This is a genomic window from Methanoregula sp., assembly GCF_049690535.1.
Classification (GTDB): domain Archaea; phylum Halobacteriota; class Methanomicrobia; order Methanomicrobiales; family Methanospirillaceae; genus Methanoregula.
Genome location: NZ_JBAVMX010000125.1, coordinates 1 through 25,447 on the forward strand (window position 1 = coordinate 1; position 25,447 = coordinate 25,447).

Below are 25,447 nucleotides of genomic sequence, written 5' to 3' on the forward strand. Positions count from 1 at the left end.
TCGCAGGGGCCGATCCGTTCAGAAAGGACTCTGGTATCCGCCCCGGCAATGTCGGCCACGATGCAGTTCACATCAGCGTCGAGCAGTGCGGCATTCTCCCGTGCGGTAACGATGGCCGCTGGGTCGAGATCGACCGCCCGCACCGTCCGGGCGCCGAGGAGTGCCGCCCCGATCGCAAGGATCCCGGTCCCGCACCCGAGGTCACAGACTGCCTTTCCCTCGATGTCGCCGTTCATGTATGCGTCATAGAGGAGCCGGGCGGCAAGGGTGGCCGGGGTCTGGTACTGTTCCCATGCCACGCGGGGCGTTTTGTAACCGGCACAGCGCTGCAATGCCATCTCCAGCTGCCTGAGTTTCATACGATCTCGTCAATGGTGTAGTAGTCCCACGTCCGCACACCGCAGAGGATCTCGAATTCCTGTGGGGAAAGGACGGGTTTTTTAAACCGTACCTGGTCGTCATAGGCAAGCCGGGGGCAGGCCGTGTTCACGTAACAGTCAAACCCGAGGTTGAGCAGTTCGTCCGGGTTTACCTCGCGCATCGTGACAATGACGGCCCCGGGAGAAAGTGCCGCGAGCCGTTCTGCAAGTGCCCGGCGCTGCTGGCCGCTTTTCGTGCTCACGATGATACCGATGTGCTGTGCCCCCCGGGCTTTCTCCATCACCGCAAACCGCCGGCGCAGGAGCGCATCGGCGCTGACTTCCTGTGCAGCACCGGTAAGGGGATCGAGTGCGATCACCCGGGCTTTCGTGGCAAGCGCGATGCCGATCGGGTGGAAAAGGCCGGTGCCGACAAAGAGGATCTCGCCGGCCCCGGTCGATTTTGCCGCGGCAAAACTGCACCCGAGAACCTGCCCCCTTAACGGGGTGCGCCCGGCGCCATCGGCGACCCGGACTTCATGGCCGTGCGATGCGAGAAATGCTTCCATTGCCGGGATGAGCGGGGCATGCTGGACCGTGGTGACAAGGCCAACGATCTTCTCCTTAAGCAGGGGAAAAGCATGGGCGAGAACCGACACATCGAAATCTACCGTCCATGGCTCGAATATGACGTTCTCCCTCTTGTCTACGGGAGCGTGTCCGAAATGCACGAGTACGTCTGCATTCCCGTATTCAAGGGTGTCGAGCGCAAGATCGCAGGCGCCATAACAGGGATCGCCACTGATAATAACCTCGAATCCTGCATTCTTCAGATTGGAGGTAACGGATGCTGCTTGCCGTTTGAGCCCTTCGGGAAACTGGAGGGCAACCTTATGTGCCCCGCGTTTTTTGAGTTTTTTGATCAGCTCAGATGTGTCGCTCAACCACATGCACCCGGTCGGTGACATTGATCTTCACGAGTGACTTGTACGGCCGCCCGATGTCGGGGTCGCCGCGCTGGATCACGATGCAGACATCTTTTACCTCAGCACCTGCGATTTCAAGTGCCGCAAGGAGCGCCCGCATCGTGCCACCCGTGCTCACCACATCATCGATGATCACAACCCGGTCACATTTGTATACGCCGTTGAGGTACAGTTCCCCTTTCGAGTAGCCGGTCTTCTGGTGAACAGGCACTTCTGAGGGAAGTTTATACTCCCGTTTGCGCATGACTGTCATGGGGATGTCGGTCATCACCGAGAGTACCGCCCCGATGTGGATGCCCATCGCCTCGACAACAACGATCTTATCGACATTGTTGAGGTCAAGCACTTTTATCATCGCGCTGCACACATCGCGGAGCAGGGCGGGTTCAACGAGCGGAACGCCGTCAGTGATTGGGTGGATAAAGTAATTGTACTCTCCGCGTTTCACCATCGGGCATGATTCAAGGGATTCTACCAGTCGGTCAAGCATGCATATCACCAAAATCTTTTAAGAATGCCTCAATACTATTGCGGGTCACGTGCGGCATGCAGACGATCCGCAGGTGGCCGTTTCTCGTCCACGAAACCTTCCACGGGGACGGGCCCTTCTCGCAGACAAAGGTCGCCACGTTCACGTCAGGGGTCGCCGCCGCCTCAATGCCGAGCGTTCCCATGCCGGCGATGAGGCGTCGGGTATTTTTCATGCAGCCGGCAACGACGGCTCTCATGCCCTCAATACCGAGATAATCGAGCACCGCGAGGGCTCCTGCCACCGGGGCCCCCGGGCGGGTACCGGCGAGCGTGTATTCTTTTTTCACCGTGAGGTACGGGGTGTCAATGTTGAGCGCATCGAGCATGTCCGGTTCCCGGGTTAACAGGCAGCCGGCCGGGATGGTGCTCATGCCCATCTTGTGCGGGTCGACAGCAATGGTCGTCACCCCGGGCAGGGCAAAATCAAAGGGCAGGGGCCTATCGAGAAACGGGATCACCATGCCGCCGAACGCTGCATCCACGTGCAGGAAGAGATCGTGCTGGTCTGCGATCTTTGCCAGATCTGCAATAGGGTCGACCATGCCGTACTCAGTAGTACCAGCGACACCGACCATGCAGATGGTATTCTTATCGACAAGCTCGGCAGCCTTGTCTGCCTGCATCCGGAGATCGGGGCCGAGCGGCACGCTCCGCATCTCAAGGCAGAGGATATCGCAGGCCTTCTTGAACGAGAAGTGGGCGGACTCCGGAACGACCACGTTCGGACAGGTGGCATGCCGGAGGGTTTTTGCAAGCCGGAGTGCCTGGATATTGGATTCGGTGCCTCCAGAGGTCGCATATCCCCCGGCCTCCTTCCTGTGGAAGAGTGTGCCGAAGCGTTCGATGAGCAGCCGCTCAAGCGACGCCGTCCCGGGAAAGAGCCCGGGGTCGCCGAGGTTCGTCTCCATGAACATATCGTGCGCCTTTACGGCGACCGGGTGCGGGAGCGTGCACATGGAGCTTAAGATATACGAATGGTCGATATCCTCCTGTTTTTTTGAGGATAAAAAAGAGAAGAGATTGTCTTCTGTCGTGCCCTTATTCAGCATCGCGGTTTCTCGCAGCTTCAAGGATGATGCGTTTCTCGGTGCGGGCAACAGCCTCGCGGATCTTTGCAATGGCATCGATATTTGCAGAGATACTTGAAATCCCGTGTTCCACGAGCCAGACCGCCATCTTCGGGTCGGAGCCGGCCTGCCCACAGATCGAGCATTCGACCCCGTACTCGCGGCATTTCTGGATGGAGTTGTGGATCAGGGTAAGGACTGCAGGGTGCTGGGGGTTGTACATGTCGGCCACATTCTCGTTGTTCCGGTCAATGGCGATCGTGTACTGGATAAGGTCGTTTGTCCCAAACGAGGCAAACTTAATGCCGGCCTGGAGGAAGTCCTCGATCATAATTGCGCTTGCGGGGATCTCGATCATAATGCCAAGTTCAACGTTTTCCACGTCAACGCCCCAGTCCCGCATCATTTCCTTTGCTTTTATGAACTGGTCGGGGTGGGAGACCATCGGGAACATGACGCCGAGATGTTCGTAGCCGGCCTTCCAGAGACGCTTGAACGCCTCAACCTGGAGCCGGAACTGGTCCGGGCTCTGGAGGTCGCGGCGGATCCCGCGCCAGCCGAGCATCGGGTTGTGTTCGAGCGGCTCGTTCTCTCCGCCTGCCATGTTCCTGAACTCGTCAGTCGGGGCATCGAGCGTCCGTACCCAGACGGTTTTTCCCGGGAATGCGTCGAGCACGATCTTGATGCCATCGTAGAGCTCTTTTACGAACTCCTCTTCCTTGTGGTTGGAGATATACCAGCCGGGCGTCTTGTTGAGCCCGAGGATGAGGTGCTCGATCCGGAGCAGACCGACACCGTCAGCACCGGTTGCCGCCGCCCGTGCCGCTGCCTCGGGGATCGAGACGTTGACTTTCACGCTTGTCGCGGTGATCACCGGTGCGCTGCCGACAACCACCGGTGCGGCACTGCCGGCCTTTGCTGCTCCGCCAACTGCGCCCTCGTAGACAAGCCCCAGTTCGCCATCGACGGTAACAAGCTGCCCGTTCTTGAGCTGCTGGGTCCCCGTCTTTGTGCCGACTACTGCAGGGGTGCCCAGTTCCCTGCTCACGATGGCTGCGTGGCACGTCATACCTCCTTCATCGGTCACGATCGCGGCGACCTTTCTCATCGCCGGCACCATGTCCGGATTGGTCATTCGGGTGACGAGGATATCGCCCTCTTTTACTGCTCCCGTATCCTTTGCATCCCGGATGATGACCACTTTACCGGTCGCGGTACCCGGCGCCGCACCCTGACCTTTCAGGAGAATCTTTGCATCCTTGTTCTGTCCAGACATGCCCGTTGCCTCTTTCTTACCGATGGTTGTGATCGGCCGGGACTGGAGGATATAGATAGTCCCGGCAACAATGCCCCATTCAACATCCTGCGGAACCCCGTAGTGGTTCTCGGCGATCTTGCCGTACATGGCGAGCTTCGCCACCTCGGCATCAGCGAGCACCTGCGCATCCTGCCGGGCCGCGTCAACGGCCACCAGTTTCGTGCCGTGGGATCCGTCAGGAACGATCTCCACTTTCTTGTTTGCAATCGTCGTTTCCGCGATGGACTCCGTCCGCTGGTCAAAAACATAATGGTCGGGAGAGACCGAGCCGGACACAACTGCCTCGCCAAGGCCCCACGAGCCTTCGATAATTGTGATCGGTTCACCGCTGATCGGGTGGGAGGTAAACATGACTCCCGCCTTCTCCGAATGAACCAGCTGCTGGACGACGACCGCGATGTTGACCGTGCTGTCCTCGAATCCCTGTTTTGCCCGGTAATAAATCGCCCGTGCCCCGTAGAGCGAAGCCCAACAGTTCTGTACTGATGTAAGGAGCGCCGCCTCCCCCTTTATATTGAGATAGGTATCCTGCTGGCCGGCAAAACTTGCATCAGGAAGGTCTTCAGCTGTGGCGCTCGATCGCACGGCGACGATCAGGTCTTTTTGCGACATCTTTTTGTACGAGGCTTTGATGTCGTCTTTTATCGCTGACGGCATCTTTGACTTTATCACCAGCGCCTTTATGGTATCGGCGGCCTTTTCAAGAGCCGCATTATCCTCTACATCCAGATTGTCCGAGACCTTGAAGATCTTCTGGTCAAGGCCGGTCTCGACAAGAAACCTCCGGAACGCCTGGGCAGTGACCACAAACGCCGGAGGCACCGGAAGGCCGATCGAAGCCATCTCACCAAGGGAAGCTCCCTTGCCGCCGACCGACGAGATATCCTCCTTCCTGATCTCTTCGAGCCATAGAATATTGGGCACTTCTTTCATGCTCGCACCACTTATGATCTCACCTCCCCCCTGTTTAAGTATTATCATCTGCCGGTACACCCATGGACGTCCCGGCCGGCCCTTTTTTTCATAAGGCAAGAATAACCCTGATTAGGTATCGCGCAGATATTGTATGGGTTTTTATGGCAAACGCGAGAGTGCTCGTCAGCGATCCGCTGGCGGAAGAGGGGCTTCTTATCCTCAAAGAGACGTGCGACGTTGATGTCAAAACCGGCTTGAAAGAGGACGAGCTCTGCGGGATCATCGGAGATTACGAGGCCCTGATCGTGCGGAGCGGTACCGAAGTGACCGCAAAGGTGATCGAGTCCGGTAAAAAGCTCAGGTTTATCGGGCGTGCCGGCGTCGGTGTGGACAACGTTGACGTAGACGCGGCAACCAGAAAAGGTGTCATTGTAGCGAACGCCCCTGAGGGAAATACTCTCGCAGCAACCGAGCACACCATGGCGATGATGCTCTCGCTCGCACGAAACATCCCGCAGGCAACCGCGAGCCTGAAGAAGAAGGAATGGAAGCGCTCGAAGTTCATGGGAGTCGAGCTTAACGAGAAGACACTGGGGATTGTCGGTTTTGGCCGGATCGGCCGTGAGGTGGCGAAAAGGGCAAACGCGATGGATATGAAGTGCGTTGCCTACGACCCGTTCATCTCCAAGGAGCGTGCGGCCCAGCTCGGTGTTAAGGTCATGTCCCTTGATGAACTCTTCAAGGTCGCCGATGTAATCACGGTACACACGCCGCTCATCAAAGAGACAAAACATGTCATCAACGCCCGGAGCATCGCGACGATGAAAGACGGCGTGCGGATCATCAACTGTGCACGCGGCGGCATCATCGATGAAAAGGCGCTCTATGATGCGATCCAGAGCGGCAAGGTTGCCGGTGCGGCGCTCGATGTCTTCGAGGAAGAACCTCCTCTGGAATCCCCGCTTCTTACCCTTGACAAAGTTATCGTAACCCCGCACCTCGGGGCAAGCACGGTCGAGGCCCAGAAGAACGTGGCAATTCAGGTCGCAAAACAGTGCATCGAGGTCTTAAACGGCGGCTCCGCAAAGTACGTGGTGAACGCACCGATGGTTCCGTCAGAGCAGGCCGAAGTGCTCGAGCCGTTTGCCGAGCTTGCCGAGAAGATGGGACGTTTTGCGATCCAGACTGTTGAAGGACGGCTCGCGTCGGTCGAGTGTATCTACGGCGGCGAGCTCTCTGCCTATGCGGGAAGCATGAAGTTTGTGACCCGGCTTGTCCTCAAAGGACTTCTTGACCCGATCCTCCAGACGCCGGTCAATATCGTGAATGCCGAGTTTGTCGCAAAGGAGCGCGGCATCTCGATGAGCGAGACCGTGACCGAGGAGTCCCACGGGTTCAAGAATCTGATCACGATCAGGGTGAAGACTGACAAGACCGAGGAGACCGTCAGCGGCACGGTGTTTGTGAAAGGCCGCAGCCGGATCGTCTCGGTCGACAAGTACACGATGGATTTGATCCCCGAGGGGTACGTGATTGTCTCCCGTCACCTGGACAAGCCGGGCGTGATCGGGAGGGCATCCACGATCCTTGGGAAGTGCAACATCAATATTGCCGGCATGCAGGTGGGCCGGATCAACCCTGGCGAAGAGGCACTCATGGTCCTGAATGTGGACAGCGAGGTTCCCGAGACCGTGATGAAGGAGATCCGCTCGATGCCAGGCATCTTCTCCGCGACGTTTGCCAAAATCTCATCAAAGAAGATCTGAACCTTTTTTATATATTTTTACAATTCTGGCACTCAAATCTGTGCCCGGGTAAAAAAGAAGACCGGGTTTTGCCGACTATGCTTCTTCTTCGTACACCCTGATCGCAACCGGCAGGATGTCGGGGCGCTTGTCGTTCATGATGTACGTGTAGCTCATCACGTGTACGCGATACTCAAGGTAGCCTCTGGCAAAGTTGGAGAGCCCTTCGTGCCGGGTGCCGAAAATCAGGATGTGGAACCACTGGATGAACAGGCAGATGAAAGTGATGATCCCGTAGACCCAGACGACAATTGCAATCAGGATCCAGTAGACGATGCGGATGAGCAGCTCAAGACGGCTTGCATCGTGCACGTACGTGAAGAGCTGGGTGGAGGCTAGGGCAGTTCCTTCAGTCATAATAAACCCGGCTCCTACTATGTGATGAGCGCTGATAAACCGACCGGTTTTTGTGCGCCCTGATCTAGGCCAGAGGAGAAATGCAGGGCGGAACGCGGCACGGGTGCACTATTTTTTAATAATAGGATGACAAATATCGTAGAGCATCAGACCTTTTGCGGGCTCGTGGTCTAGTTGGCTATGACGTCGCCTTGACATGGCGGAGGTCCTGAGTTCGAATCTCAGCGGGCCCATTCCGATGCTTATTTTTTTTAGTTTCCGTTCTTTTGCGAGCTGGAGCGGTTTTGGGATGTGATGAAATCCTAAGCTGATTTCTTCCACTCTGCCACAGGATCTGTGTATGAGTTTCTCCGTACCGTTTTTTGGGATTCAGTGTATATCATCCACACCGCGTAGAGCATGATGGCGGAGGCAATGAGCAGGATCAGCGAATGAAGACGGGGAAACGTATACGGGGAAAAAGTCCGAACCCCGTCAGACAGGGCAAAGAGTGCAAAGGTAATCGCAATAAGCCAGCCGTACGACCTGCCCTTCAGGACCGCAATCAGTACGGCAATTAATGCGACTGCGCATTCAAACAGGATGGCGACGATCTGGATAAGTCCGGCGATGTCCATGGTGCAGGATAGGTATCCCTGACAATATTTGTTTTACGGGTGCCCTGAAAAGCAGGAGTAAAAAAGGGAATTGGAAATCTGTTCCGGTTATGCCGTATACCCGGCATAATTGGCGGCAACCTGCGTTGAGGTCAGGGCCTGGTTATAGAGCGCCGTCGATCCTATGTACCCATTGTAATTGAAGTCATTGCCCGAACTTGCTGCATTTTGCTGCCCGATATTTACCGGGTAGTTATTATTATTCGCAATATTGACCAGACCATTCGGGGTGGGGGGAGTAGTTTGGGTCGAGCTTAAATTCGGTACATTACTGTTGTCATAGACAAGGGGCTGTGCCACACCGTTATCATAGATCGTAAGATGACCACCGGAGACGGTCGCGGTCACGTAATTCCATGAGCCTGCAGTGACCGGTGTCGTTGTAGTGATTGCCTGGTAATGCTGGCCATTTGTAGCATCATTCCATTCGAATAACAACTGGTTTCCCAGCTGGAAGATCTGATAATTGTCGTTCTCATCTGATGAACTGCTCCCGGCGCTGGTTGTCAGACCTTTCCCGATAAGTTGCTGCCAGTTGCCGCTGTTGCTTGCTGATCCCGCCGTCGTCGGATCAAACCACATGGAGATGGACATATCCCCGGTGAAGGCGAGTCCGGTAGAATCTGGGATTGTGATATATGCGCCATTGCTGAATAAGGTGGCCAGCATGCCTCCGGGCCCACTGTTGGAAGTGGTCAGAAGCCCGTTTACCGTTTCGTTTAAGGGATTACAATTCACGTCGTAGAACTGACCGGTGCCGGTACTAAGAAGCCCTCCTGCCACCGGCAACGCTGAAGCCCCATTCTTCACCTGCTCGGTATATGTGCCGGCGATCACATGTACGTTCTGGTCGATCATCCGGATGGTCCAGGTGCCAAGTGCCATGGGCCGGAGCGTACCGTTCGGGGGCTTCTGGGATATTGCATAGTTGCACTGCGTGGACGAGGGTGTGTTATTTGGGTAGATGTAGAGTGTTTTCCCGTACAACGTCCCGTTTAAGGTGCTTGCGTCCGGGTAGAGCACCTGCCCGGTCGGGCTGATTGCCTCCAGCGTGACCTGCGTACCGGTTGTCCCGGATGTCTGCCCGGTCAGGTAGAAGAGATCTCCTGCTTTTGGCAGGAAGGTCAACACATCGTCTGAAATACCCCCAGACTGCGGGATGGTGGCTATCCCGGCACTTCCCGCGACATAAACGCTCTTTTTGAAGAACAGGGAGTTGAGTTGGCCGGAGAACGCCGCATAGGCCACCACGGCAATCAGTACCACGAGGATGACGATCAGGATCTCGGCAGCGACCTCAGATACACCACTCGTAGATTTCAAATCATTCTTGCTCATATCATTCAGTAATTGCGTTTTTCTGTTTTATCTAACTGCTCATATAAGCCGGCACCCCGCACTGCCATGTTTTTCATGATACTGCTGGTGGTACTCTTCAGCCCGCCAGAACTCCCCCGCAGGAACGATCTCGGTGATAACCGGTCGTTTGAACCGTCCGGAGCGGCCAACTTCTTCCTTTGATAGGTTCGCGATCCGCTGCTGTTCCGGATCATGGTAAAAGATGACCGAACGGTAATTCGTCCCGATATCGGGCCCCTGACGGTCTTCCTGCGTCGGGTCGTGGATCGACCAGAACGTTGCAAGGAGGTCCCCATACGTTACCTCATCGGGATCGTACAGGAGCCTTGCCACCTCTGCATGTCCCGTCTGCCCGGTACAGACATCCTCGTACCGGGGATTTTTCGTGTGTCCCCCTGCGTATCCCACTTCTGTCGACACTACACCGTGCACCTTCCGGAATGCGGCCTCGACGCCCCAGAAACAGCCGGCCCCAAATATCGCGGTCTTAAGTTCGCCCATCACAGACTCCTCAGGAGAGTCCCTTTTTCACACAACCTGTTAATGGTTGTGTAGTAATTTCACCACCTGTCATTACGGTAATCCTCATAATCGATAACGACACACCATCCACTATGAAATGCCGGTACTGTAGCATTCTGTCGGGGCATTCCTGCGGAACGGATCGTCCGGGAAAATTCCCGTGGCGCTGAGGCAGCGCCGGCAGGCACCCTGTGCGTGAGGAAATTAAAAAATGCGGATACTGTTTGTCGTGTGCGGCGAAGGGCTGGGGCACTCGTCCCGGTGCATCCATCTTGGTCATTACCTCGAGCAGCAGGGACATTCGGTCAGCTTTGTGGCGTACGGAAAATCCTACGATTTCTTCCGCGACCATGGGTGCGTCAATGTCTTCAGGGGGGAGCGGGAGGTCTGTCTTGAAGGGGAGAACGGTTTTTTTTCCCTGAAAAAAACCCTCTGGTGCTCGAAGTGGGCTGCCTTCAACCTGATCCGTTCCGGATTACGTGTCCGCCGGCTGATCATAGAGCAGAATATCGATTGCGTGGTCTGCGATACGATGTATGGCGGGGTCATGGCGGCACGGTTCCAAGGGGTGCCGGTTGTTTTTATCACCAACCAGAACCGGTTCAGCGGCCCCGGCGGCCGGATGAACCCGGTCTGGTACATTCTCAATTTTGTGATCCGGCGGTACCTGTGTCTTACCGATACGGTGATCATCCCGGATTATGCCCCTCCGGATACGGTAAGCGAATATAATCTGTTTATTCCGGATCATGAACGAAATCACTATCATTTCACCGGTCCGTTTCTCGATGTCGATCTTTCCCGGTACCATTTTTCACAGGAAACGATCTTTGCCAGTTTCGGGGGAGAGCCGTACAAGCTTCCGCTCTACCAGCTGCTGCGGAAGATTGCCGATGAGAGAAAGGATCTGATTTTCGACGTATTCTATACCGGTGCCATTCTTCCGGAATCATCTGAGAATTATCTGTCCCACGGGTACGTGCCCAACCTGTATGAGCACCTCGCAGAGGCGCGGATTGCAATTGTGCATGGCGGGCTCACCACGCTTCATGAGGCACTCCTCTTTAATAAGCCGGTTCTTATCATTATGGATCCCGGTCACCCCGAGCAGCAGAACAATGCAAAGAAGATTGTCGATATGGGTGCAGGAATATCAATTGACGGACGGACCGTCACAAAGGAGATCCTCAGACAAAAGATCGCCGAGACGCTGGCTCTCTCTCCCAGAAAATCCGGTACAGATTATGCGGCGGTTGCCGGCAGGAAGAATGCTGCGGCGATCATCGAGGCGGTCGCAGGTCGTGGGGTAAATGGAAAGATTAAGTCTTCATCATCCCCTACCGGTGAGCAGTGAATGATATGGGCATTTCAGCGGAGATCAAATCCATAAAACCGGGTGAGGAACTGCATAAGTGCCCATCATGCAGGTACGAATATGGGTTCCATACGTCCTTTGTGAGTGTGAATGCCGGAACTGACGGAAAGGAGAGCCCGGTGAAATCCACCGGGGCCATTTACCGGGTTATCCTGATCTGTCCTGAGTGCGGGGCGCGGTTCGATGCAGGCTGGCGGATCTCGTTCTGCGATGAGGAGAACCGTGTTGTCAAGGCAACGAGTATTATCCTGCGCTGATGCGCCCGTCCTGTCCCTGCAAAATCCGGGAATGGGGGACGGCAGCGTGGAGCCGGGAGGCGGTTCCTGATGCAGTGTATCCGGTGCAAGGGAAAAGGGATGTGCGGTCTCGCCCGGTGTCCCATCACGAGCAGGTTCCATGCACAGGCTGAAGTGAAACCATCCACCTGTTACCAGGGCAGCGCCCCGTCGATTTTTGTCGGCAGTTTCGGGTTCCCGGATGTCCAGGGCGGCCCGCTCATGATAAATGACAGCGATCATCCCCCGGACTGGCTGGGCCGGAACCTTGGGATTGAGGATATTGTGGATATCCGGGCACGGACGATCCGCGGGAGAGCCCCGCTCCAGCGGTTTACCGGCAACCTCCAGGAGATCGCCCTCTCCTCGCAGCCTCTTGATGTCGATGTGATGTTTGAAAAGCCCGTTTCATTTGCGATGACCTTTGATGGCACGGTCGCCCCGGTCGGGTTTTCCGGGGCAGTCCGAAACCTTGACGTCATCGGGAGCGCCCGGGTTGGGAGAGTCGTGGACAGGATCACATCTGACGTGGACATACGGGCCACGGATGCCTGTGTCGAACTCAGCCAAGGTGGAAGCGATGTCTACGAGATCACGAAACTCATGACCGCGGGGCTCCTTGGAAAACGCCGGCATTTCGTTCCCACCCGCTGGGCGATCATAGCGGTCGATGACACTCTTTCCACGGCCCTGAAAAAAGAGATCGCACAGTTCCCGTCCCTTGACGAATACCGGGTCTTTTCCGGAGAGATCTTCGGCAACCGGATCGTCTGCATCCTTGCGCCGGGGGACTGGCGATACGAGATGATCGAAGTCTGGGGCCGGCGCACGCTCTGGGCCGGGGATACGGAAGTGATCGTCGAGGACCGGGAATCAATGAAAAAACAGGGCTACTCCCCCATTTCAGGTGCCTATTACTCGGCACGGCTTGCCGTGTGCGAGTATCTCAAAAGCATCCGCCGATCAGCACGAGTGATCGTGCTGCGCTACATATCCAGCGATTACTGGGCACCGCTCGGAACCTGGGTAATCCGTGAAGCGGGACGAAAGGCAATGGCCTCGCCTTCGGATTCATGCGAGTCGCTGGACGCGGCCATAGCCGTTGCGTCCGACCGGATCGGGTTTGATTACTGGCAGCAGCACAGCACGCTCATTCTTGAAATGCGCACGCAGCGGACCCTTTTTTCATTCTGATCGTTTATTTCTGGTATGCCTGCGCCGATTTGGACTGCCGCTGGTACCGGTCTTTTATGGCGTCGAGCGTCTCGATCTCGGTTGTGTCCTTGTCGTCCCTGATCCGGATAAAACGGGGGAACCTGAGGGCAAACCCTGCTTGGTAGGTCGGGCTGACCTGGAGTTCCGCATACCCTACTTCGAACACAAGTCCCGGTTCGAACTGCACCTCTTTACCGGAGCCTGATATCACCGTGTCCTTGAGGAGATCGTACACCTCGGCCAGCTGCTCATCGGAAAAACCGGTGGCGACCCGTGAGAGGGGAATAAGTTTTCCCTGGTCCTGGCAGGCGACAAGGAACGAGCCGAAGACGTGCGCCCGTTTGCCTTCGCCCCATTCCGCCCCGATGACGGCAAGGTCGAGCGTATCCACTTCGGGTTTGATCTTGATCCAGTTCTTGCCTCTCTGTCCGGGCGTGTACGGCGAATCGCGGACCTTTATCATAATGCCTTCATGGCCGGCGGCAAGCGCCCGGTTGTAGGTGTCCGCTATCACGGCCGGATCCGCACTTGTCACCTGCGGTGCCATGTATTTTTTTTGTGTCACCACACTCTCCAGCCGTTTGCGGCGTTCCGTGAACGGGAGGTCGATCAGGGTCTCCCCATCGAGGTAGAGAATATCAAAGATGTTGGGCACCATCATGATCTCTTCCTTCACCTCGGCAATATCATGCCGGCGCCGGAACCTCCTCAACACGGACTGGAACGGCATCGGCCTGTTATCTTTTATGGCGATCACTTCTCCGTCGAGGATGACATCGTTGTCCGTTGAAGCAAGCAGGATTTCTATCACGTCGGGCAGCGCCCCACTGACGTCCTCGAGCCTGCGGGAGTACATCTTCCCAAGTCTCCCCTTTTTGTGGAACTGGAAACGGGATCCATCGTACTTGAACTCCGCTGCGACCTCTCCGTGTTCTTCGATCATCCCGGCGATCGAGCCCTGCTGGGCGAGCATCATTCTCACCGGGTGGAAGAGCGTGATACGGACGTCCCTGAGTGCGTCCGGTCCTATCTTTGCGAGGCGTGCCACTTCGCCCAGATCATTGATGGCTTGCATCGCGTGTTCCACAAGGGCCGGCTCCACAGAGAACGCCTTTGCAATAGCCTCCCGCACGCTCCCCTCGCCGACCCCGATGCGGAGCTCCTCAAGCATGATCCTGGCGAGGTACCGCCCTTCAAGCGGGCTGGCGGTTGAGAAGAGTTTACGCACGCCACGCAGTTTTTCCTGCTGCGGCTTCTCACGTCGGATTTTATCTTGGCCGGCGCCCGCTTGCAGGTTCTTTCCGCCCTGCTCCGAGATGTTGATCAGTTCGTTGTAGACCGACATAATGTCGTGGGCTTCGTGGGAAAAGAGCATCTGCTGGGAAATGTGATTTTTATTGGACAAGAGCTCCTCCACAGCCATGCCAACATCCCCCGTTCGGTTGATTCGGTCAATGACCTGCTCTTTCTTTAAACCGACAACATAGCCGACAGATTCATAGAGTAGATTAGGCCCTATATCTAGTTTTTTATTGCTCCAGTCAGGAAATATCCGTCCCATGACAAACCTGACAAAGACCGGGAGTTCCTCCGGTGAAAGCCCGGGCAGGACCCTGCTTATCACATCGATCATGTCGAGGCGGCCGGAGATGCCCTCAATCTTTTCGCAGCAACGGGAGAACTCCAGAAAGAGCATGATGTTCCTGTTTTGTGAGTTGGCCGCTGGAGCATTAACATTTTACTGTAACGCCGTAAACCGGGGTTTTATTAGTGTTGGTTCCCGCTCTGCGATAAATGTAAAAGTATTTTTAATGATCTGCCGATAGTTCATGCAGTGCAGGTCGTGGATTATCTCTATGGGTGATGAGTGGCAGCCAGAAGCTGTTGTCCGGTTGAGACTGGAACGCCTTAAAAAGGAGTTTATCGATTATATCGCGGTCAACAGCGAAAAGATCGATGCCAACATCCCGGTTTTTTTTGGTCAGGTCATTGCGTCCCTTGACAAGACGCTCCCGGGCCTTGGTGACGATCTCTACGACTCGTTTATCGATGCAATGGCATTTGCCGTGCTTGAAGCCTCAAAACGATCCGAGGACATCCCGTTTGTGGAAAAACTCTTCGATTACGCCATGCGGAACAAGCGCGGGAACCGGGGTCGCGTAGTCTACGATATCCTCCTTGGCATGAAGATGATCAATACCGGCAAGTATGCAGAGGCAGCCGAGCAGCTCAAGAAGTACCGTTCTGTTGATGTCATCATCTGCCCAGCGATCGCATACTGCCACTTTGTCCTCTCCACCCAGCAGACCCCGATCGACCGGACCGGGGGGGCCCAGCGCCCCAATAATATGTCGCTTGCCGCGCGGGAACAGATGATCGAGCTCATCCGGCTCAATCCACCCATAAACCGGCTTCAGGATCTCGAAATTGCTGAAGACCCCCGGATCAACACGATCTTCTGGTTCATGATCAAGAAGGCGATCGAATGGTTCCCCAGCGAGCGCGAGTTTATCCGCATCGGGATCGAAAAGGCATCCCGCGACGGGAAACGCGACATAAAAGAGGAGCTCCTCAACATCGCGATCGAGCGGTTCTACAATGATATGTTCTTCCTGCGCGAGCTTTACAAACTCAAACTCGAGAACCGTGATGCCGGTGGGGTTGCGGGAGTCGTCAAGCAGATGACCCAGCAGTATCCCGATGACATCGAACCGATCTACTATGGCCTCAAACTCTCGATCATCACCAGCCGCATGGACACCTATTTCCGGTTCCGAAAACTTGCCGTGACTAAAAGTATACCGGCACAGGCGCTACTCCTGCTGGACTATTCGTTTGAGTTGATGAGCGGCAAGCAGGCCGAGGCGGCTGCCTGCATGGACGAGATCAAAAAACGCTTCGGACCGCAGCATTTTTTTGTGACGCTGCTCGAGTATGTGGCGCACGATTTTCAGTCAGACGACACAAAAAAAGTCAAACGGGCTAAAAAGGCGGTATTCGATGCCATCGATCAGTATTGTATAAAACTGCTCAAGATTGAGGTGCGATGATGAGAACACGTATGACGACAGGTGTATGTGAAGACAGAACGGTTTTCCGGGAACGGCAGGAGGTCACTCCATGACCGTAGTGCGGATTCTTATCGCAGCGGGAGATGCGGCAGAAGCCGACGAACTCGCGTACCTGGCAGAGGAGGCAGGATACCGTGTGATGGCACGGGCATCTTCCGGGAAAGATGTCATTGCGCTCGCAAAGGCCCGTCATCCGGATCTCATTCTGATGGATGTGCATCTTCGCGGGGAGATGGGAACGCTGGTAGCAGTAAAGAAACTCCAGATGCACTGCAACATTCCGGTGGTGCTGGTCGCCGCTTCAGATGAGGTCGTCCCGCTTCTGCACAAGGGCACTCCGGTCCCGTACGGGTTCCTGGTCCGGCCGTTTGGGACACGGCAGTTCCTTCAGGTAATAGGAGCGGCAGTCGACCGGCATATGCGGGAGCAGGCCCCCGGTAGGAACGATGGCAGAGAAACCATACACGACAGTACGGCAGTGCGAAAGATTGCCCATGATATCAACAACTCGCTCAGTTCCGCGCTCGCGAACATCCAGCTTTCCCGCAGATCGTGCCCCCATAAGGATAGCATGTTCGAGCACCTGGACAGCGCTGAGGCGAGCGTGCTGCGGGCGCGGGATCATGCCCGCCAGCTGCTTACACCTTCGGTGAGGCCGGAAAAAGAGGCCAGAACAGAACGCGGGGAGCAGGTACCAAAAAAGCAGATCGGGAGTGCCGGTGGTAAGAAAAAGGGTCTGGCTGCACGGTACAGGATCCTGCTGATGGACGATGAAGCGGCCATCCTTTCGGCCACAAGCGATATGCTCACATTCCTTGGTCACGAGGTTACCGTGGCAGAGAACGGCGACGTGGCCATAGATCTGTATTCCCGGGCACAGGCCGGAGCCGTGCCGTTCGATGCGGTTATCCTCGATGTCACGGTGCCGGGCGGGAAAGGGGCACAGGAGACCATGCCCCGGCTCCGGCAGCTTGATCCCGAAGTGCGTGCTATCGTCTCCAGCGGGTATGCCACCCACCCCCTGGTCGTCAGTTTTGCCACCGGCGGTTTTGTGGCGGCCCTTGTAAAACCTTACGGGTTCAAGGAACTCGAGGAATCGCTTGCACAGGCATTCCGGTCATAAGGGGATTTACAACCGGATCTCCTGAGGGGTGGCCGGTGTCGAACCCCCCTGAGTCGCCACGGTAAGGCATTTTTCTTCAGCGTAGAGCCCGAAGCCGTCGCGTGCACTTGCCCACGCTCGGTCCGGGGTATTGTTGATCTCGCTTAAGTGGGAGAGAACCACCTGCGGCACGTCTTTTCCGAAGACCCGGAGTGCTGCTGCGGCAGCCGGGTTTGAGAGGTGTCCCCGGCTGGACCGTATCCGCCGTTTCAGGGACTCGGGATACGGCCCGTTTGCGAGCATCTCCGGGCAGTGGTTGCTCTCGAGCACGAGTCCGTCGCAGTGTCGGAGCAGGTCGAGCATATGGGGGGTGAGGATACCTGTATCGGTGCAGTACCCGATCATCGCCCCGTTCTCCCGGATCACAAACCCGCAGGGTTCAGCTGCATCGTGAGAAGTGGCAAACGGGGAGATGGTAAACCCGCCGGCTGCAAACGTTTCGTCATACCGGCAGGAGTGCGTCGTGAGCGGTTTATCCGAGGTACGCCGGTGACACAGAAAATCCCCTAGCGTGCCCCGCGTGGCATAGATGGGGCACTCCAGTTTTCGTGCGAGCACGTCAAGGCCCCTGATATGATCCACATGTTCGTGGGTGACGATGATGGCCTCGATTGCATCGGCTGTGCAGCCGGTCTGTACGAGCCGGTTCAGGGTCTCTTTTGCGCTCAGGCCGGCATCGATCAGGATGGCGCCATCGCTTCCCCCGATATATGCACAGTTACCTTTGCTTCCGCTCGCAAGAATCGTGCACTGCATGTCCCGTTATCATGGGTGTTTTTTGTATTAACCAGCTTTCATCCTGTCTGCAACGGGGTATGGGAACAGGGTTAAAAAGGAAAAACCGGGGTTATTTTTTTGCTTTTATCGTTTCATACTCCGCAAGCACCGGGGCAATGGTCTTTGTGGAGATCGAGCGCCTCACAAGGATAGTCAGTTTCCGGCAGTACTGGATGTGGGCGATCTGGAAACTCACAATGAGGCCAAAACAGAAGCACGTGACGCCAATCAGGCAATAACTTGTAACATCGACCATCGTATATCCCCTCAGGTTTCCCGGGCGAGTTCGTCCACGATCGGAACCACGGAGTCAGCATCGGAGCATTCCTTTGCAAGCACCATAAAGCGTTTCGAGTAGTAGTGCGTCAGGACCTGGTGCCCGATTATCATTCCGATCGAGAACATGATGATCCCAAAACCAATATAGATGAGCAGATCCGTCAGCAGGTCAGCCATGGTGAATCACATTGACTTTTACGGTAGGATACAGATAAATTTATTGAATAAAAATCATCCGGCTGTACTGCCCGTGGAAGACGTCGGGAACCCCCGACGGATTTTCCTGTAAAAAAGGAAAAGACCATTAACCGCAAGAACGTTGGTATCGTTATACGGGGAGAAGATCCATGAATTGCAGTTCAGGGAAGGAGTCCGTGACCGGTGAAGTCCCGGCCCCCCTGCGCTTTACGCTCTCCGAGTTTGCCGGATCGCTGGGGGACTTTGGGACGATTATCCCGCTCATCCTCGCCGTCGCACTGGTCTCCGATGTCAACCCCCGATATATCCTTCTCTTTTTTGGGATTTGGTTTATCCTGACCGGGCTCTATTACCGGCTGCCCATCCCGCTCGAACCGATGAAGGCGATAGCGGTGATCGTTATCGCCGGTGGGATCGGGAGCGGGGAGATCGCGGCTGCCGGTCTTATTCTCGGGGTGCTTTTTCTGGTGCTCGGCTATGGCCGGTGCTTCGCGGTCATCGAAAAATGGGTGCCGGAGAGTGTGGTGCGGGGCATCCAGCTCGGGCTTGCCCTGCTCCTCTTTAAAGCCTCCGTGGACTTCGTGATCAAGGATGTATTCTTTTTTGTTATCGGTATTGCCATTATTGTGGCATTTCTTCTCATTATTCATTATAAAAAAGTCCCGGACCTTTCGTCTATCTGCGTGATCGCGGTGGGCGTGATAGGTGGGATTATTCTGCATGGTATCCCTCCCCTCAGCCTGATCCCATCCCCCACGCTCGTGATCCCTCTCCCCACGGATTTCCCCTCTGCTCTTTCCACGCTCGTACTGCCCCAGGTGGCACTCACCATCGCAAATGCGATTCTGGCAACCTCCCTTTTGACAAAAGACCTCTTCGGAAAGGATGTGCCTCCAAAAAAGCTCTCGACGACGATCGGTCTCATGAATATTGTCTCGGTTCCCTTCGGAGGGTTTCCCATGTGTCATGGGGCAGGCGGGCTTGCGGGGCAGTACCGTTACGGTGCACGGACCGGCGGGGCAAGCATTATTGTCGGCCTGATCTTTATCATCCTCGCCCTGTTCTTTACCTCGCCGCAGGTGCTCTCCATCGTGGCGGTGGGAGTCCTCGGGGCGCTTCTGGTCTTTGTGGGAATTGAGATGTGCCGGTACAGCCTCAGGACGGATTCTCTTGCCATCACCATCGTTATCGGCGTACTTGCCCTTGCCATATCAATGACCGTCGCATTTATTATCGGCATTGCTGCGGCGTACATGATCATCCTGGTAAAGATGAAGCAGGCGCAGAAAGGTTCCGCAGCGTAAAGCCCGAACCGGGGACCTGCGGGAGGTATCCCGGCCGCATTCGCAGGATAAATACAGCCCGGATAACGAAACCTTAACAACCTTTCCCGCCGAGTTTTTCTGCTATGTGGAGCGCGGTAGATGTAGAAACCTGGGTCTCGCGGCGTACTTCCCGGTTGGATGCAGTGCACGGCCCGGTCCAGGAAATCATCGAGAAGGTACGGTTGGGAGGGGATGGTGCTCTCATCGAACTGTCCGAAAAATTTGACAAGGTACATCTCGATACGATAGCCGTCGATGAGGATATAAGGGAGGCTGCCTACGAGATGGTCGATGCACAGGTTACAGAATGTCTGGTGGAGGCAGAGGCCCGGATCAGCCGTTTCCACGAACTCCAACTGCCCCGGGGCCTCTGGCTCAATGAGCTCGAGCCCGGCCTCACTCTTGGCGTGAAGACGACCCCGCTCTCCCGTGTCGGGGCATACATCCCCGGGGGCCGTGCCGCCTACCCCTCGACTGCCCTCATGTGCACGGTTCCTGCCCGTATCGCCGGCGTCCCATCAATCTGCTGCTGTTCCCCGCCGCCGATCCAGCCGCTCACGCTCGTCGCTCTCGACATCGCGGGCGTGGATGAGATCTACCAGTGCGGCGGAGCGCAGGCAATTGCCGCGATGGCGCTCGGGACCGAAAGTATTGATCCGGTGGACAAGATCGTGGGACCGGGTAACGTGTACGTGACCGCCGCAAAGATGATGCTCCGTGAGTATGCAGAGATCGATTTTCCAGCAGGCCCGAGTGAGATCGCTGTCATAGCGGACGAACATGCCGTGCCGGCGTATGTCGCGTCAGACATCCTCGCACAGGCCGAGCACGACCCTCATGCAGCCTGCATTCTCATCGCCACATCCGCCGCTGTCGCCGATCGTATCAGTGCCGAGATCAAAAGACAGGCCGCAGACGCCCCGCGAAAGGATATCATCGCACAGGCCCTTAAAAACTCAGGCTATATTGTGGCCGGTGATCTGGATGAGGCGGTTGCGATCTCAAATGCCATCGCTCCCGAGCACCTCTCCATCCAGGTGACCGATCCCCTGCCGGTCCTTGGCGGCATACAGAATGCAGGCGCGATATTTGTCGGGCCATACACCCCGGTCGCCTGCGGGGACTATGCATCGGGTACCAACCACGTGCTCCCAACCGCCGGGTATGCCCGTCAGTATTCGGGCCTTGACGTGCACCACTTCTGCAAGACATCCTCGGTGCAGATCCTCACAAAAGAGGGTCTTGACAGCATCGGGGACATTATCGAAACCCTTGCCACTGCGGAGGGTCTTTATGCCCACGCACAGTCCGTGCGGGTGCGGCGGCAGGAAAAGAAGGGCGATCGGAAGAGTGATTCAGGCTGCTGACGTGTCGGACCGGGTTTTCCCCGGGATTTTTTCTTTATGCGGTTTTCAGCCGGCGGATCATGCACGAGCCGGTGACGATAGTGATCCCGAGCGCGGCTATTGCTATCCCCGGGGAGAGGGGCACTGGTGTGGGTTCTGTCTCCGGGGGCTGGAAGAGAATGTCAGCCGAAGCGTAACCCCCGTGGCTGAACCGCTCCCGGTCGATGGGGGTGGTTACTACATAGACCGTGTACTTCCCTGGGTTCATGTTCCCGAGGATGATGGAGGTGTCCCAGTGATACACCCAAGTACCGTCCGTCATATTCACGGGTGCAGTGGTAAAGAGGCCGTGCCCCGCCGGTATATTGAGATTCTCCAGCGTGACGCCCCGGGAGTCCAGATCCGGCCCGGTCAAAAAGAGGTAGACCGCGATGGTCTGGATGCCCGAGATCGTGCCGTTGAGGGTGACCATGTCCCCGATATGCACCACGGAAGGGGTGGCATTGATGGTGACGACAGTCTGCGCTCCCGCTGGAACTATTGCGATAAGGATGAGGAACAGACCTGCTGCCAGCGGACAGAACCACCCTTTCATACCAGTACCCTTCCAGCTGAAACGATAAAACAGTATCATAAGGGGAATTTTTTTAAAATTCCACGACCATGACTGCCTCTTCCTCTGCTTTGAGTTCCCCTTTTAGGTGATCGGCTTCGAACTCATAACCGTCGGCCGGGTTGTAATCCTCGTAGAGCTCGCACTTGTCCAGGACATCGACAAACTCTTTTAAGAATATCCGCGGGATCACATCTACCCTGCCACCGAACCGGCCGGTGATCTTTTTGATCATGGCCCGGATGAACCGGTGGGTAACTTTCTCCCGGTCGACTTCCCTGAACGCCTGCGAATACACGTCAACGACCTTGAGGGCAACCAGTTCGAGTTTGCCGGTATCGAACCGGGCAAGGTGGATCTGGGGCTGGCGGGGGTTTTTGTAGGCGCCGGTCTCGGCCACGCTGATCCGGTCGTACAGAGGCGTTACCGATCGTATACCCCGCGACCCGTCGAAGAATGCAGGGGTGCCGGTGAACAGGAAATAACAGTGCGGCATCCTGCCGGCATCGAGTGCATCGATGATCCGGGCGAGTGTCTGGTAACTTCTCTCCCGCTGGTTCCGCTGGAGCCCCTGCGTGGTCTCCAGTTCATCGATCGCAATCGCAAGCCCCTTGTATCCTGCACCGTGGAGGATCTCGACAAGTCCTGAAAGGAAGAGAAACGCGGTGGCGTCGTCGACCTCTCCTTTGATACCTGCTTCCTGTTTGAAGTCGCGCCCGACCGTAGGCTCTGCTGCGATCCAACCGATGGCTGCCTGGGCAATAGGGAAGTTGCCGGCGTTGTTTGCCCGGTAGTAGGTGCGCAGCGCGGCGGCAAGGGCGCTGTTCTTTTCGCTGATACCAGCAAGAGCCGTCTCGATCTCCTTTTCCGTTGCCGCTTCGAGAAGAGCGTCCTCCACGCTGCCGCTGCCCGTTGCGATCAGCCGCTCTTCGATCGCAAAGAGCCAGTTGTCCACGATAGTCTTGAGCGCGTGCTCTGTCTCGTTTGTTTTGAGATTCGCACAGATCTGCTGGTAGAGCGCTTTTGGTTTCGAGAGCGGGGCTTGGGGGGAGACAAAAACGTGGACAGTGACAAAATTTTTGGTGCCGGCGATCTCAAGGGCGCGGGCGACAAAAAACGTCTTGCCGCTCCCGTAATCCCCCCGGATAAACTTGAGGTCTCCCCCTCCTTCAGCCACATAGTCCAGCTGCCGGGCGATCACGCCCTCTTCCATGTAAAATCCGACTGCAATCCGTTCCAGGCCATCCGCAGGTACGGTACCCCTCCTGAGCGCGTTTATGATGTTGAGGCTCTGGTGCCGGCGCCGGGCTGTCTGTTCAGGTTCCGGAATATTCATAGACCTCCCCTTCCGCACTCATACCTTTTTTTTCAATAAGCATAATCCCCTGCGTTGCCGATTTACGAATCAGGGCGTTTACGATCCCGGCAACCCTGCGGGTGTCCAGCAGCCTGCGCAGGTCTGTCTCGCTCGCCCTCCTGTGGGTGGCAAGGAAAACGAGGATCTTCTGTTCGGGCTCCGTGAGCGCCATGATCTCGCTCATGGCCTGTACCGGCCGGAGTGACTCAGTCTTTTTCCCCGTGACGGGCGCTTGGGCCTTTACGACCGGGCAGTCCGTGAGCATCTGCGGTTTGCACTGCTGTACCAACACAAGAAAATCGTCAGGACGGCAGTTACCGGAGTACGCGGGCAGCGCATCAATACCGCAGAGACAGTCGTGCATGCAGGCCGCATAGTCCTCCCGGGACAGCGCATCGGCGGCCGCGCTCCGGTACGCCGCGGCAAGGCACTCCCGTACCTCTGATCCCAGCATATCCCTCCGCTCTTCAAGGCGCCGGATCAGTTCTCCCGTGAATCGTCTCATCCGGTGGAGTGTCCCCTCATTTTTTGTCACGGCTGCTGCAATCCGGCAGAGGTCGGCCAGTTTCCTGACATTTGCAAGAATATAGAGCAGGACCTTCTCGGATTCGCGGTCGTCCCCCTGCGAGGCAAGGAACTCTGCGTACGGCAACCCGCCGTTTATGTAATCGGCGCGGTATGCCCGGTAATACCAGGACCGGGCCTCGCCGGGATCCCCCTGTTCCCGGTACAGCTCCGCGGTCTCTGTGAGAGAGACCACGTTCGTGTCGCCCGGGACAAGCGAAAGAAACCGTGTGAGGGCCTGTTCCGGCGGGAACTGTGACCTGATGTATCCCCGGTAAGATATCAGGATCTGCCTGAAAGTCTCTGCCGGGCATGGTGCATCCAGTTCCTTACGGATCAGGTTCTCGTATGCCAGAAGGGTGTTTGCATGATCGCCGAGCGCCGCAGAGAGTTCGCATGCGATGAGATGGTGCTGTGGTTTATTATCGATCGCGATCAGTTTTTTTACGGCGGCAAGCCCCCGGAGATGTTCTCCCCTTTCCCGTAACAGGAGCGTATAATCGAGAAAGATACCGGGGTCAGGAACTTCTTTGAGAGACGATGCGTAGGCCTCGGGAGCGGTGGCGGCATCTGCGCCGGCCCGTGCGGCAAGATAGAGCCGGATGATGGCCGGATCGTGTGATTCATCGCAGAGCCCCCGGGCCTCATCCGCTGCTTCCCGGTACCTCCCGGCTGCACAGAGCGCTTCGATATATTCCCGGCTTTTTGTGTGCCCGGCTACGGGAGACTGGTACAGGGCACAGGCTTCCTCTGCCCGCCCGGTCCGGGTGAGGGCAGTGGCCAGGTTCCGGCAGTCGTCAGGCCGTTTCCCGAGCACGTAGAGCCGTTTTAAAACCGGGAGTGCCCCCCGGCAATCATTTCCTGCAAGCAGACTTGCCGCATAGCTGCGCAGGGCATCCTGGTTATCGGGATCAAGCCTGACCGCCGCCGCGTACTCTGCAATTGCCCCCTCGTCGCCCCGCTGTTCGAGCACTTTTGCAAGATAACTGTGGACATGAGACGACTCTGGCATTTTCCGGGCAAGATCCCGGAAATATACCTCTGCCTCCTCCAGTTTTCCAAGGGAGAACAGGTTGGTGGCCGCAAGGATTTCCAGCGCAGGGTCCCGGGTCGTTTCGAGCAGCCGGTTGCACAAGTCGAGTGATTCTTGGTATTTTCCCTCGGCATACAGCATGAATGCATCTTTATGCTGTTTATCTGCTGTTGCCGGTATCATGGCGTGCCTGGATGGAGCCGGACCCTGAGAAGACCGGCAAGCATCCTTATCATGTCCCCTTTCCTGACCCGGGAATCCCCCTTGTTCTGCCATGTGACCGGCACCTCCTCAATCCGGTACCCGGCCCGTTTCAGCCTCCAGATCAGTTCGACGTCGAACTCAAAACCCCGTGCAATAAGCCGGGGTAGTACAGCATCGACCGCGGATTTTGTAAAAACTTTTGCCCCGCACTGCGTATCGTGGAAGGAAAGGCCGAACAGAAGCCGGATAATCAGGTTGAAGCCCCGGCTCTCCAGCCGGCGCAGCCATCCCTGCCGAATCTCCTGCTGCGAACCCGGTACCCACCGGGAACCGATGACCACATCTGAAGAGGAGAGATGTCCGAAGAGCCGGCAGATCTCGTCGACACTCGTGGAACCATCGGCATCCACGTATCCCACGAGCGGTGCCTGAGCGGCGGCAAGTCCTGCAATCACTCCCCCGCCCTTTCCGAGCCGGGTGGAAAAACGCAGGCAGCGGATGGAGAGGTCGGGACGGCGTTGTGCTATCGCCTCCACCACGTCTGCAGTGCCATCGTTCCCGTCGCAGACAACAATAAACTCCCCCTCGAACTGCGTGAGGGCCACAAAGAGGTCAGGTATCCGCTTTTCCTCGTTGTAGGCGGGGATGACCAGACTGTATTTTATCGTGGGGGCAGGTGACATGGCAGGCAGTACATTTACGGAGGTTCTTTCATCTGCAGGTTCAAAAATCACGGGCCCGGCAGCGGTTTAATCCAGTACCGTTGGGTGGAGATCGC

General features: G+C 56.5%; 25 protein-coding genes and 1 tRNA gene. 9 read left to right on the plus strand and 17 right to left on the minus strand.

The window, feature by feature from the left end:
* From WCE46_RS09830 to ppsA, 5 genes are all read right to left on the minus strand, one after another.
* Nucleotides 1-359: METTL5 family protein (locus WCE46_RS09830; protein WP_424733536.1), on the minus strand; the 359-nt coding region annotated here is incomplete at its 3' end.
* On the minus strand, nucleotides 356-1,309 hold the full coding sequence (dph2, locus tag WCE46_RS09835; protein WP_424733603.1) for a diphthamide biosynthesis enzyme Dph2: 954 nt from the start codon (nucleotides 1,307-1,309) through the stop codon (nucleotides 356-358). The genes WCE46_RS09830 and dph2, both read right to left, overlap by 4 nt.
* Entirely contained in the window at nucleotides 1,287-1,835 is a 549-nt protein-coding gene (gene hpt, locus WCE46_RS09840) for a hypoxanthine/guanine phosphoribosyltransferase (RefSeq protein WP_424733537.1), read from the minus strand. Before hpt ends, dph2 begins: the two co-directional genes overlap by 23 nt.
* Nucleotides 1,828-2,925 (minus strand): tyrosine decarboxylase MfnA, encoded by a 1,098-nt coding sequence (mfnA, locus tag WCE46_RS09845; RefSeq protein WP_424733604.1) that lies wholly within the window; start codon nucleotides 2,923-2,925, stop codon nucleotides 1,828-1,830. The genes hpt and mfnA overlap by 8 nt, the downstream gene beginning before the upstream one ends.
* Complete coding sequence (gene ppsA, locus WCE46_RS09850; protein WP_424733538.1) at nucleotides 2,915-5,194, minus strand: phosphoenolpyruvate synthase; 2,280 nt, start codon at nucleotides 5,192-5,194, stop codon at nucleotides 2,915-2,917. The genes mfnA and ppsA overlap by 11 nt, the downstream gene beginning before the upstream one ends.
* A gap of 143 nt (nucleotides 5,195-5,337) precedes the next feature.
* Here ppsA and serA point away from each other — a divergent pair, with 143 nt between their 5' ends.
* Nucleotides 5,338-6,942 (plus strand): phosphoglycerate dehydrogenase, encoded by a 1,605-nt coding sequence (serA, locus tag WCE46_RS09855; protein WP_424733539.1) that lies wholly within the window; start codon nucleotides 5,338-5,340, stop codon nucleotides 6,940-6,942.
* Nucleotides 6,943-7,017: 75 nt separating this feature from the next.
* Here serA and WCE46_RS09860 read toward each other — a convergent pair whose 3' ends face one another.
* Nucleotides 7,018-7,338, minus strand: coding sequence for a DUF4389 domain-containing protein (locus tag WCE46_RS09860; protein WP_424733540.1), 321 nt, complete (start codon nucleotides 7,336-7,338; stop codon nucleotides 7,018-7,020).
* A 159-nt stretch (nucleotides 7,339-7,497) separates the two neighbouring features.
* Here WCE46_RS09860 and WCE46_RS09865 point away from each other — a divergent pair.
* Nucleotides 7,498-7,571 (plus strand) — tRNA-Val (locus WCE46_RS09865).
* 69 nt (nucleotides 7,572-7,640) lie between these two features.
* Here WCE46_RS09865 and WCE46_RS09870 read toward each other — a convergent pair.
* The 3 genes from WCE46_RS09870 to msrA form a co-directional block, all read right to left on the minus strand.
* The gene (locus tag WCE46_RS09870; RefSeq protein WP_424733541.1) at nucleotides 7,641-7,955 is read right to left on the minus strand and encodes a hypothetical protein; all 315 of its coding nucleotides are present in this window, start codon (nucleotides 7,953-7,955) and stop codon (nucleotides 7,641-7,643) included.
* A gap of 87 nt (nucleotides 7,956-8,042) precedes the next feature.
* On the minus strand, nucleotides 8,043-9,332 hold the full coding sequence (locus WCE46_RS09875) for a LamG domain-containing protein (RefSeq protein WP_424733542.1): 1,290 nt from the start codon (nucleotides 9,330-9,332) through the stop codon (nucleotides 8,043-8,045).
* A gap of 39 nt (nucleotides 9,333-9,371) precedes the next feature.
* Nucleotides 9,372-9,854, minus strand: a complete 483-nt coding sequence (msrA, locus tag WCE46_RS09880) for a peptide-methionine (S)-S-oxide reductase MsrA (protein WP_424733543.1) — start codon at nucleotides 9,852-9,854, stop codon at nucleotides 9,372-9,374.
* 232 nt (nucleotides 9,855-10,086) lie between these two features.
* Between msrA and WCE46_RS09885 the strand changes: the two genes are divergently transcribed.
* The 3 genes from WCE46_RS09885 (at nucleotide 10,087) to WCE46_RS09895 (ending at nucleotide 12,719) form a co-directional block, all read left to right on the plus strand.
* Complete coding sequence (locus WCE46_RS09885; RefSeq protein ID WP_424733544.1) at nucleotides 10,087-11,229, plus strand: glycosyltransferase family protein; 1,143 nt, start codon at nucleotides 10,087-10,089, stop codon at nucleotides 11,227-11,229.
* A 5-nt stretch (nucleotides 11,230-11,234) separates the two neighbouring features.
* Nucleotides 11,235-11,507, plus strand: a complete 273-nt coding sequence (locus WCE46_RS09890) for a hypothetical protein (protein WP_424733545.1) — start codon at nucleotides 11,235-11,237, stop codon at nucleotides 11,505-11,507.
* 69 nt (nucleotides 11,508-11,576) lie between these two features.
* Complete coding sequence (locus tag WCE46_RS09895; protein WP_424733546.1) at nucleotides 11,577-12,719, plus strand: hypothetical protein; 1,143 nt, start codon at nucleotides 11,577-11,579, stop codon at nucleotides 12,717-12,719.
* A gap of 4 nt (nucleotides 12,720-12,723) precedes the next feature.
* Here the strand turns inward: WCE46_RS09895 and WCE46_RS09900 are convergent, their stop codons facing one another.
* Nucleotides 12,724-14,436: an ATP-dependent DNA ligase gene (locus tag WCE46_RS09900; protein WP_424733547.1), complete on the minus strand. Its 1,713-nt coding sequence runs from the start codon at nucleotides 14,434-14,436 to the stop codon at nucleotides 12,724-12,726.
* Nucleotides 14,437-14,569: 133 nt separating this feature from the next.
* Here WCE46_RS09900 and WCE46_RS09905 point away from each other — a divergent pair, with 133 nt between their 5' ends.
* Together WCE46_RS09905 and WCE46_RS09910 are read left to right on the plus strand one after the other, a co-directional pair.
* Nucleotides 14,570-15,790 carry a hypothetical protein gene (locus WCE46_RS09905; RefSeq protein WP_424733548.1) on the plus strand — a complete coding sequence of 407 codons (1,221 nt, stop codon included), beginning with the start codon at nucleotides 14,570-14,572 and terminating at the stop codon, nucleotides 15,788-15,790.
* 70 nt (nucleotides 15,791-15,860) lie between these two features.
* On the plus strand, nucleotides 15,861-16,934 hold the full coding sequence (locus WCE46_RS09910) for a response regulator (protein ID WP_424733549.1): 1,074 nt from the start codon (nucleotides 15,861-15,863) through the stop codon (nucleotides 16,932-16,934).
* A gap of 6 nt (nucleotides 16,935-16,940) precedes the next feature.
* Here the strand turns inward: WCE46_RS09910 and WCE46_RS09915 are convergent, their stop codons facing one another.
* The 3 genes from WCE46_RS09915 to WCE46_RS09925 all read right to left on the minus strand — a co-directional run bounded on the left by WCE46_RS09915 (nucleotide 16,941) and on the right by WCE46_RS09925 (nucleotide 18,206).
* The gene (locus WCE46_RS09915; protein WP_424733550.1) at nucleotides 16,941-17,729 is read right to left on the minus strand and encodes an MBL fold metallo-hydrolase; all 789 of its coding nucleotides are present in this window, start codon (nucleotides 17,727-17,729) and stop codon (nucleotides 16,941-16,943) included.
* A 91-nt stretch (nucleotides 17,730-17,820) separates the two neighbouring features.
* Nucleotides 17,821-18,006, minus strand: a complete 186-nt coding sequence (locus WCE46_RS09920; protein ID WP_424733551.1) for a hypothetical protein — start codon at nucleotides 18,004-18,006, stop codon at nucleotides 17,821-17,823.
* Between the two features lie 11 nt (nucleotides 18,007-18,017).
* Entirely contained in the window at nucleotides 18,018-18,206 is a 189-nt protein-coding gene (locus WCE46_RS09925; protein ID WP_424733552.1) for a hypothetical protein, read from the minus strand.
* 170 nt (nucleotides 18,207-18,376) lie between these two features.
* On the opposite strand from WCE46_RS09925, the gene WCE46_RS09930 reads away from it, so the two are divergent.
* Both WCE46_RS09930 and hisD read left to right on the plus strand, forming a co-directional pair.
* Nucleotides 18,377-19,531: a putative sulfate/molybdate transporter gene (locus WCE46_RS09930; protein WP_424733553.1), complete on the plus strand. Its 1,155-nt coding sequence runs from the start codon at nucleotides 18,377-18,379 to the stop codon at nucleotides 19,529-19,531.
* A 104-nt stretch (nucleotides 19,532-19,635) separates the two neighbouring features.
* Nucleotides 19,636-20,919 (plus strand): histidinol dehydrogenase, encoded by a 1,284-nt coding sequence (gene hisD, locus WCE46_RS09935; protein ID WP_424733554.1) that lies wholly within the window; start codon nucleotides 19,636-19,638, stop codon nucleotides 20,917-20,919.
* Nucleotides 20,920-20,953: 34 nt separating this feature from the next.
* Here hisD and WCE46_RS09940 read toward each other — a convergent pair whose 3' ends face one another.
* Genes WCE46_RS09940 through WCE46_RS09955 form a run of 4 tightly spaced genes read right to left on the minus strand, consistent with a single transcriptional unit; the run spans nucleotide 20,954 to nucleotide 25,352 of the window.
* Nucleotides 20,954-21,493, minus strand: a complete 540-nt coding sequence (locus WCE46_RS09940) for a hypothetical protein (protein ID WP_424733555.1) — start codon at nucleotides 21,491-21,493, stop codon at nucleotides 20,954-20,956.
* 52 nt (nucleotides 21,494-21,545) lie between these two features.
* Nucleotides 21,546-22,847 (minus strand): BREX system ATP-binding protein BrxD, encoded by a 1,302-nt coding sequence (gene brxD / locus WCE46_RS09945; RefSeq protein ID WP_424733556.1) that lies wholly within the window; start codon nucleotides 22,845-22,847, stop codon nucleotides 21,546-21,548.
* A complete protein-coding gene (locus WCE46_RS09950) occupies nucleotides 22,828-24,648 on the minus strand; it encodes a tetratricopeptide repeat protein (RefSeq protein WP_424733557.1) in 1,821 nt (606 codons plus the stop codon). Before WCE46_RS09950 ends, brxD begins: the two co-directional genes overlap by 20 nt.
* A complete protein-coding gene (locus WCE46_RS09955; protein ID WP_424733558.1) occupies nucleotides 24,645-25,352 on the minus strand; it encodes a dolichyl-phosphate beta-glucosyltransferase in 708 nt (235 codons plus the stop codon). Before WCE46_RS09955 ends, WCE46_RS09950 begins: the two co-directional genes overlap by 4 nt.
* Nucleotides 25,353-25,447 lie beyond the last annotated feature (95 nt).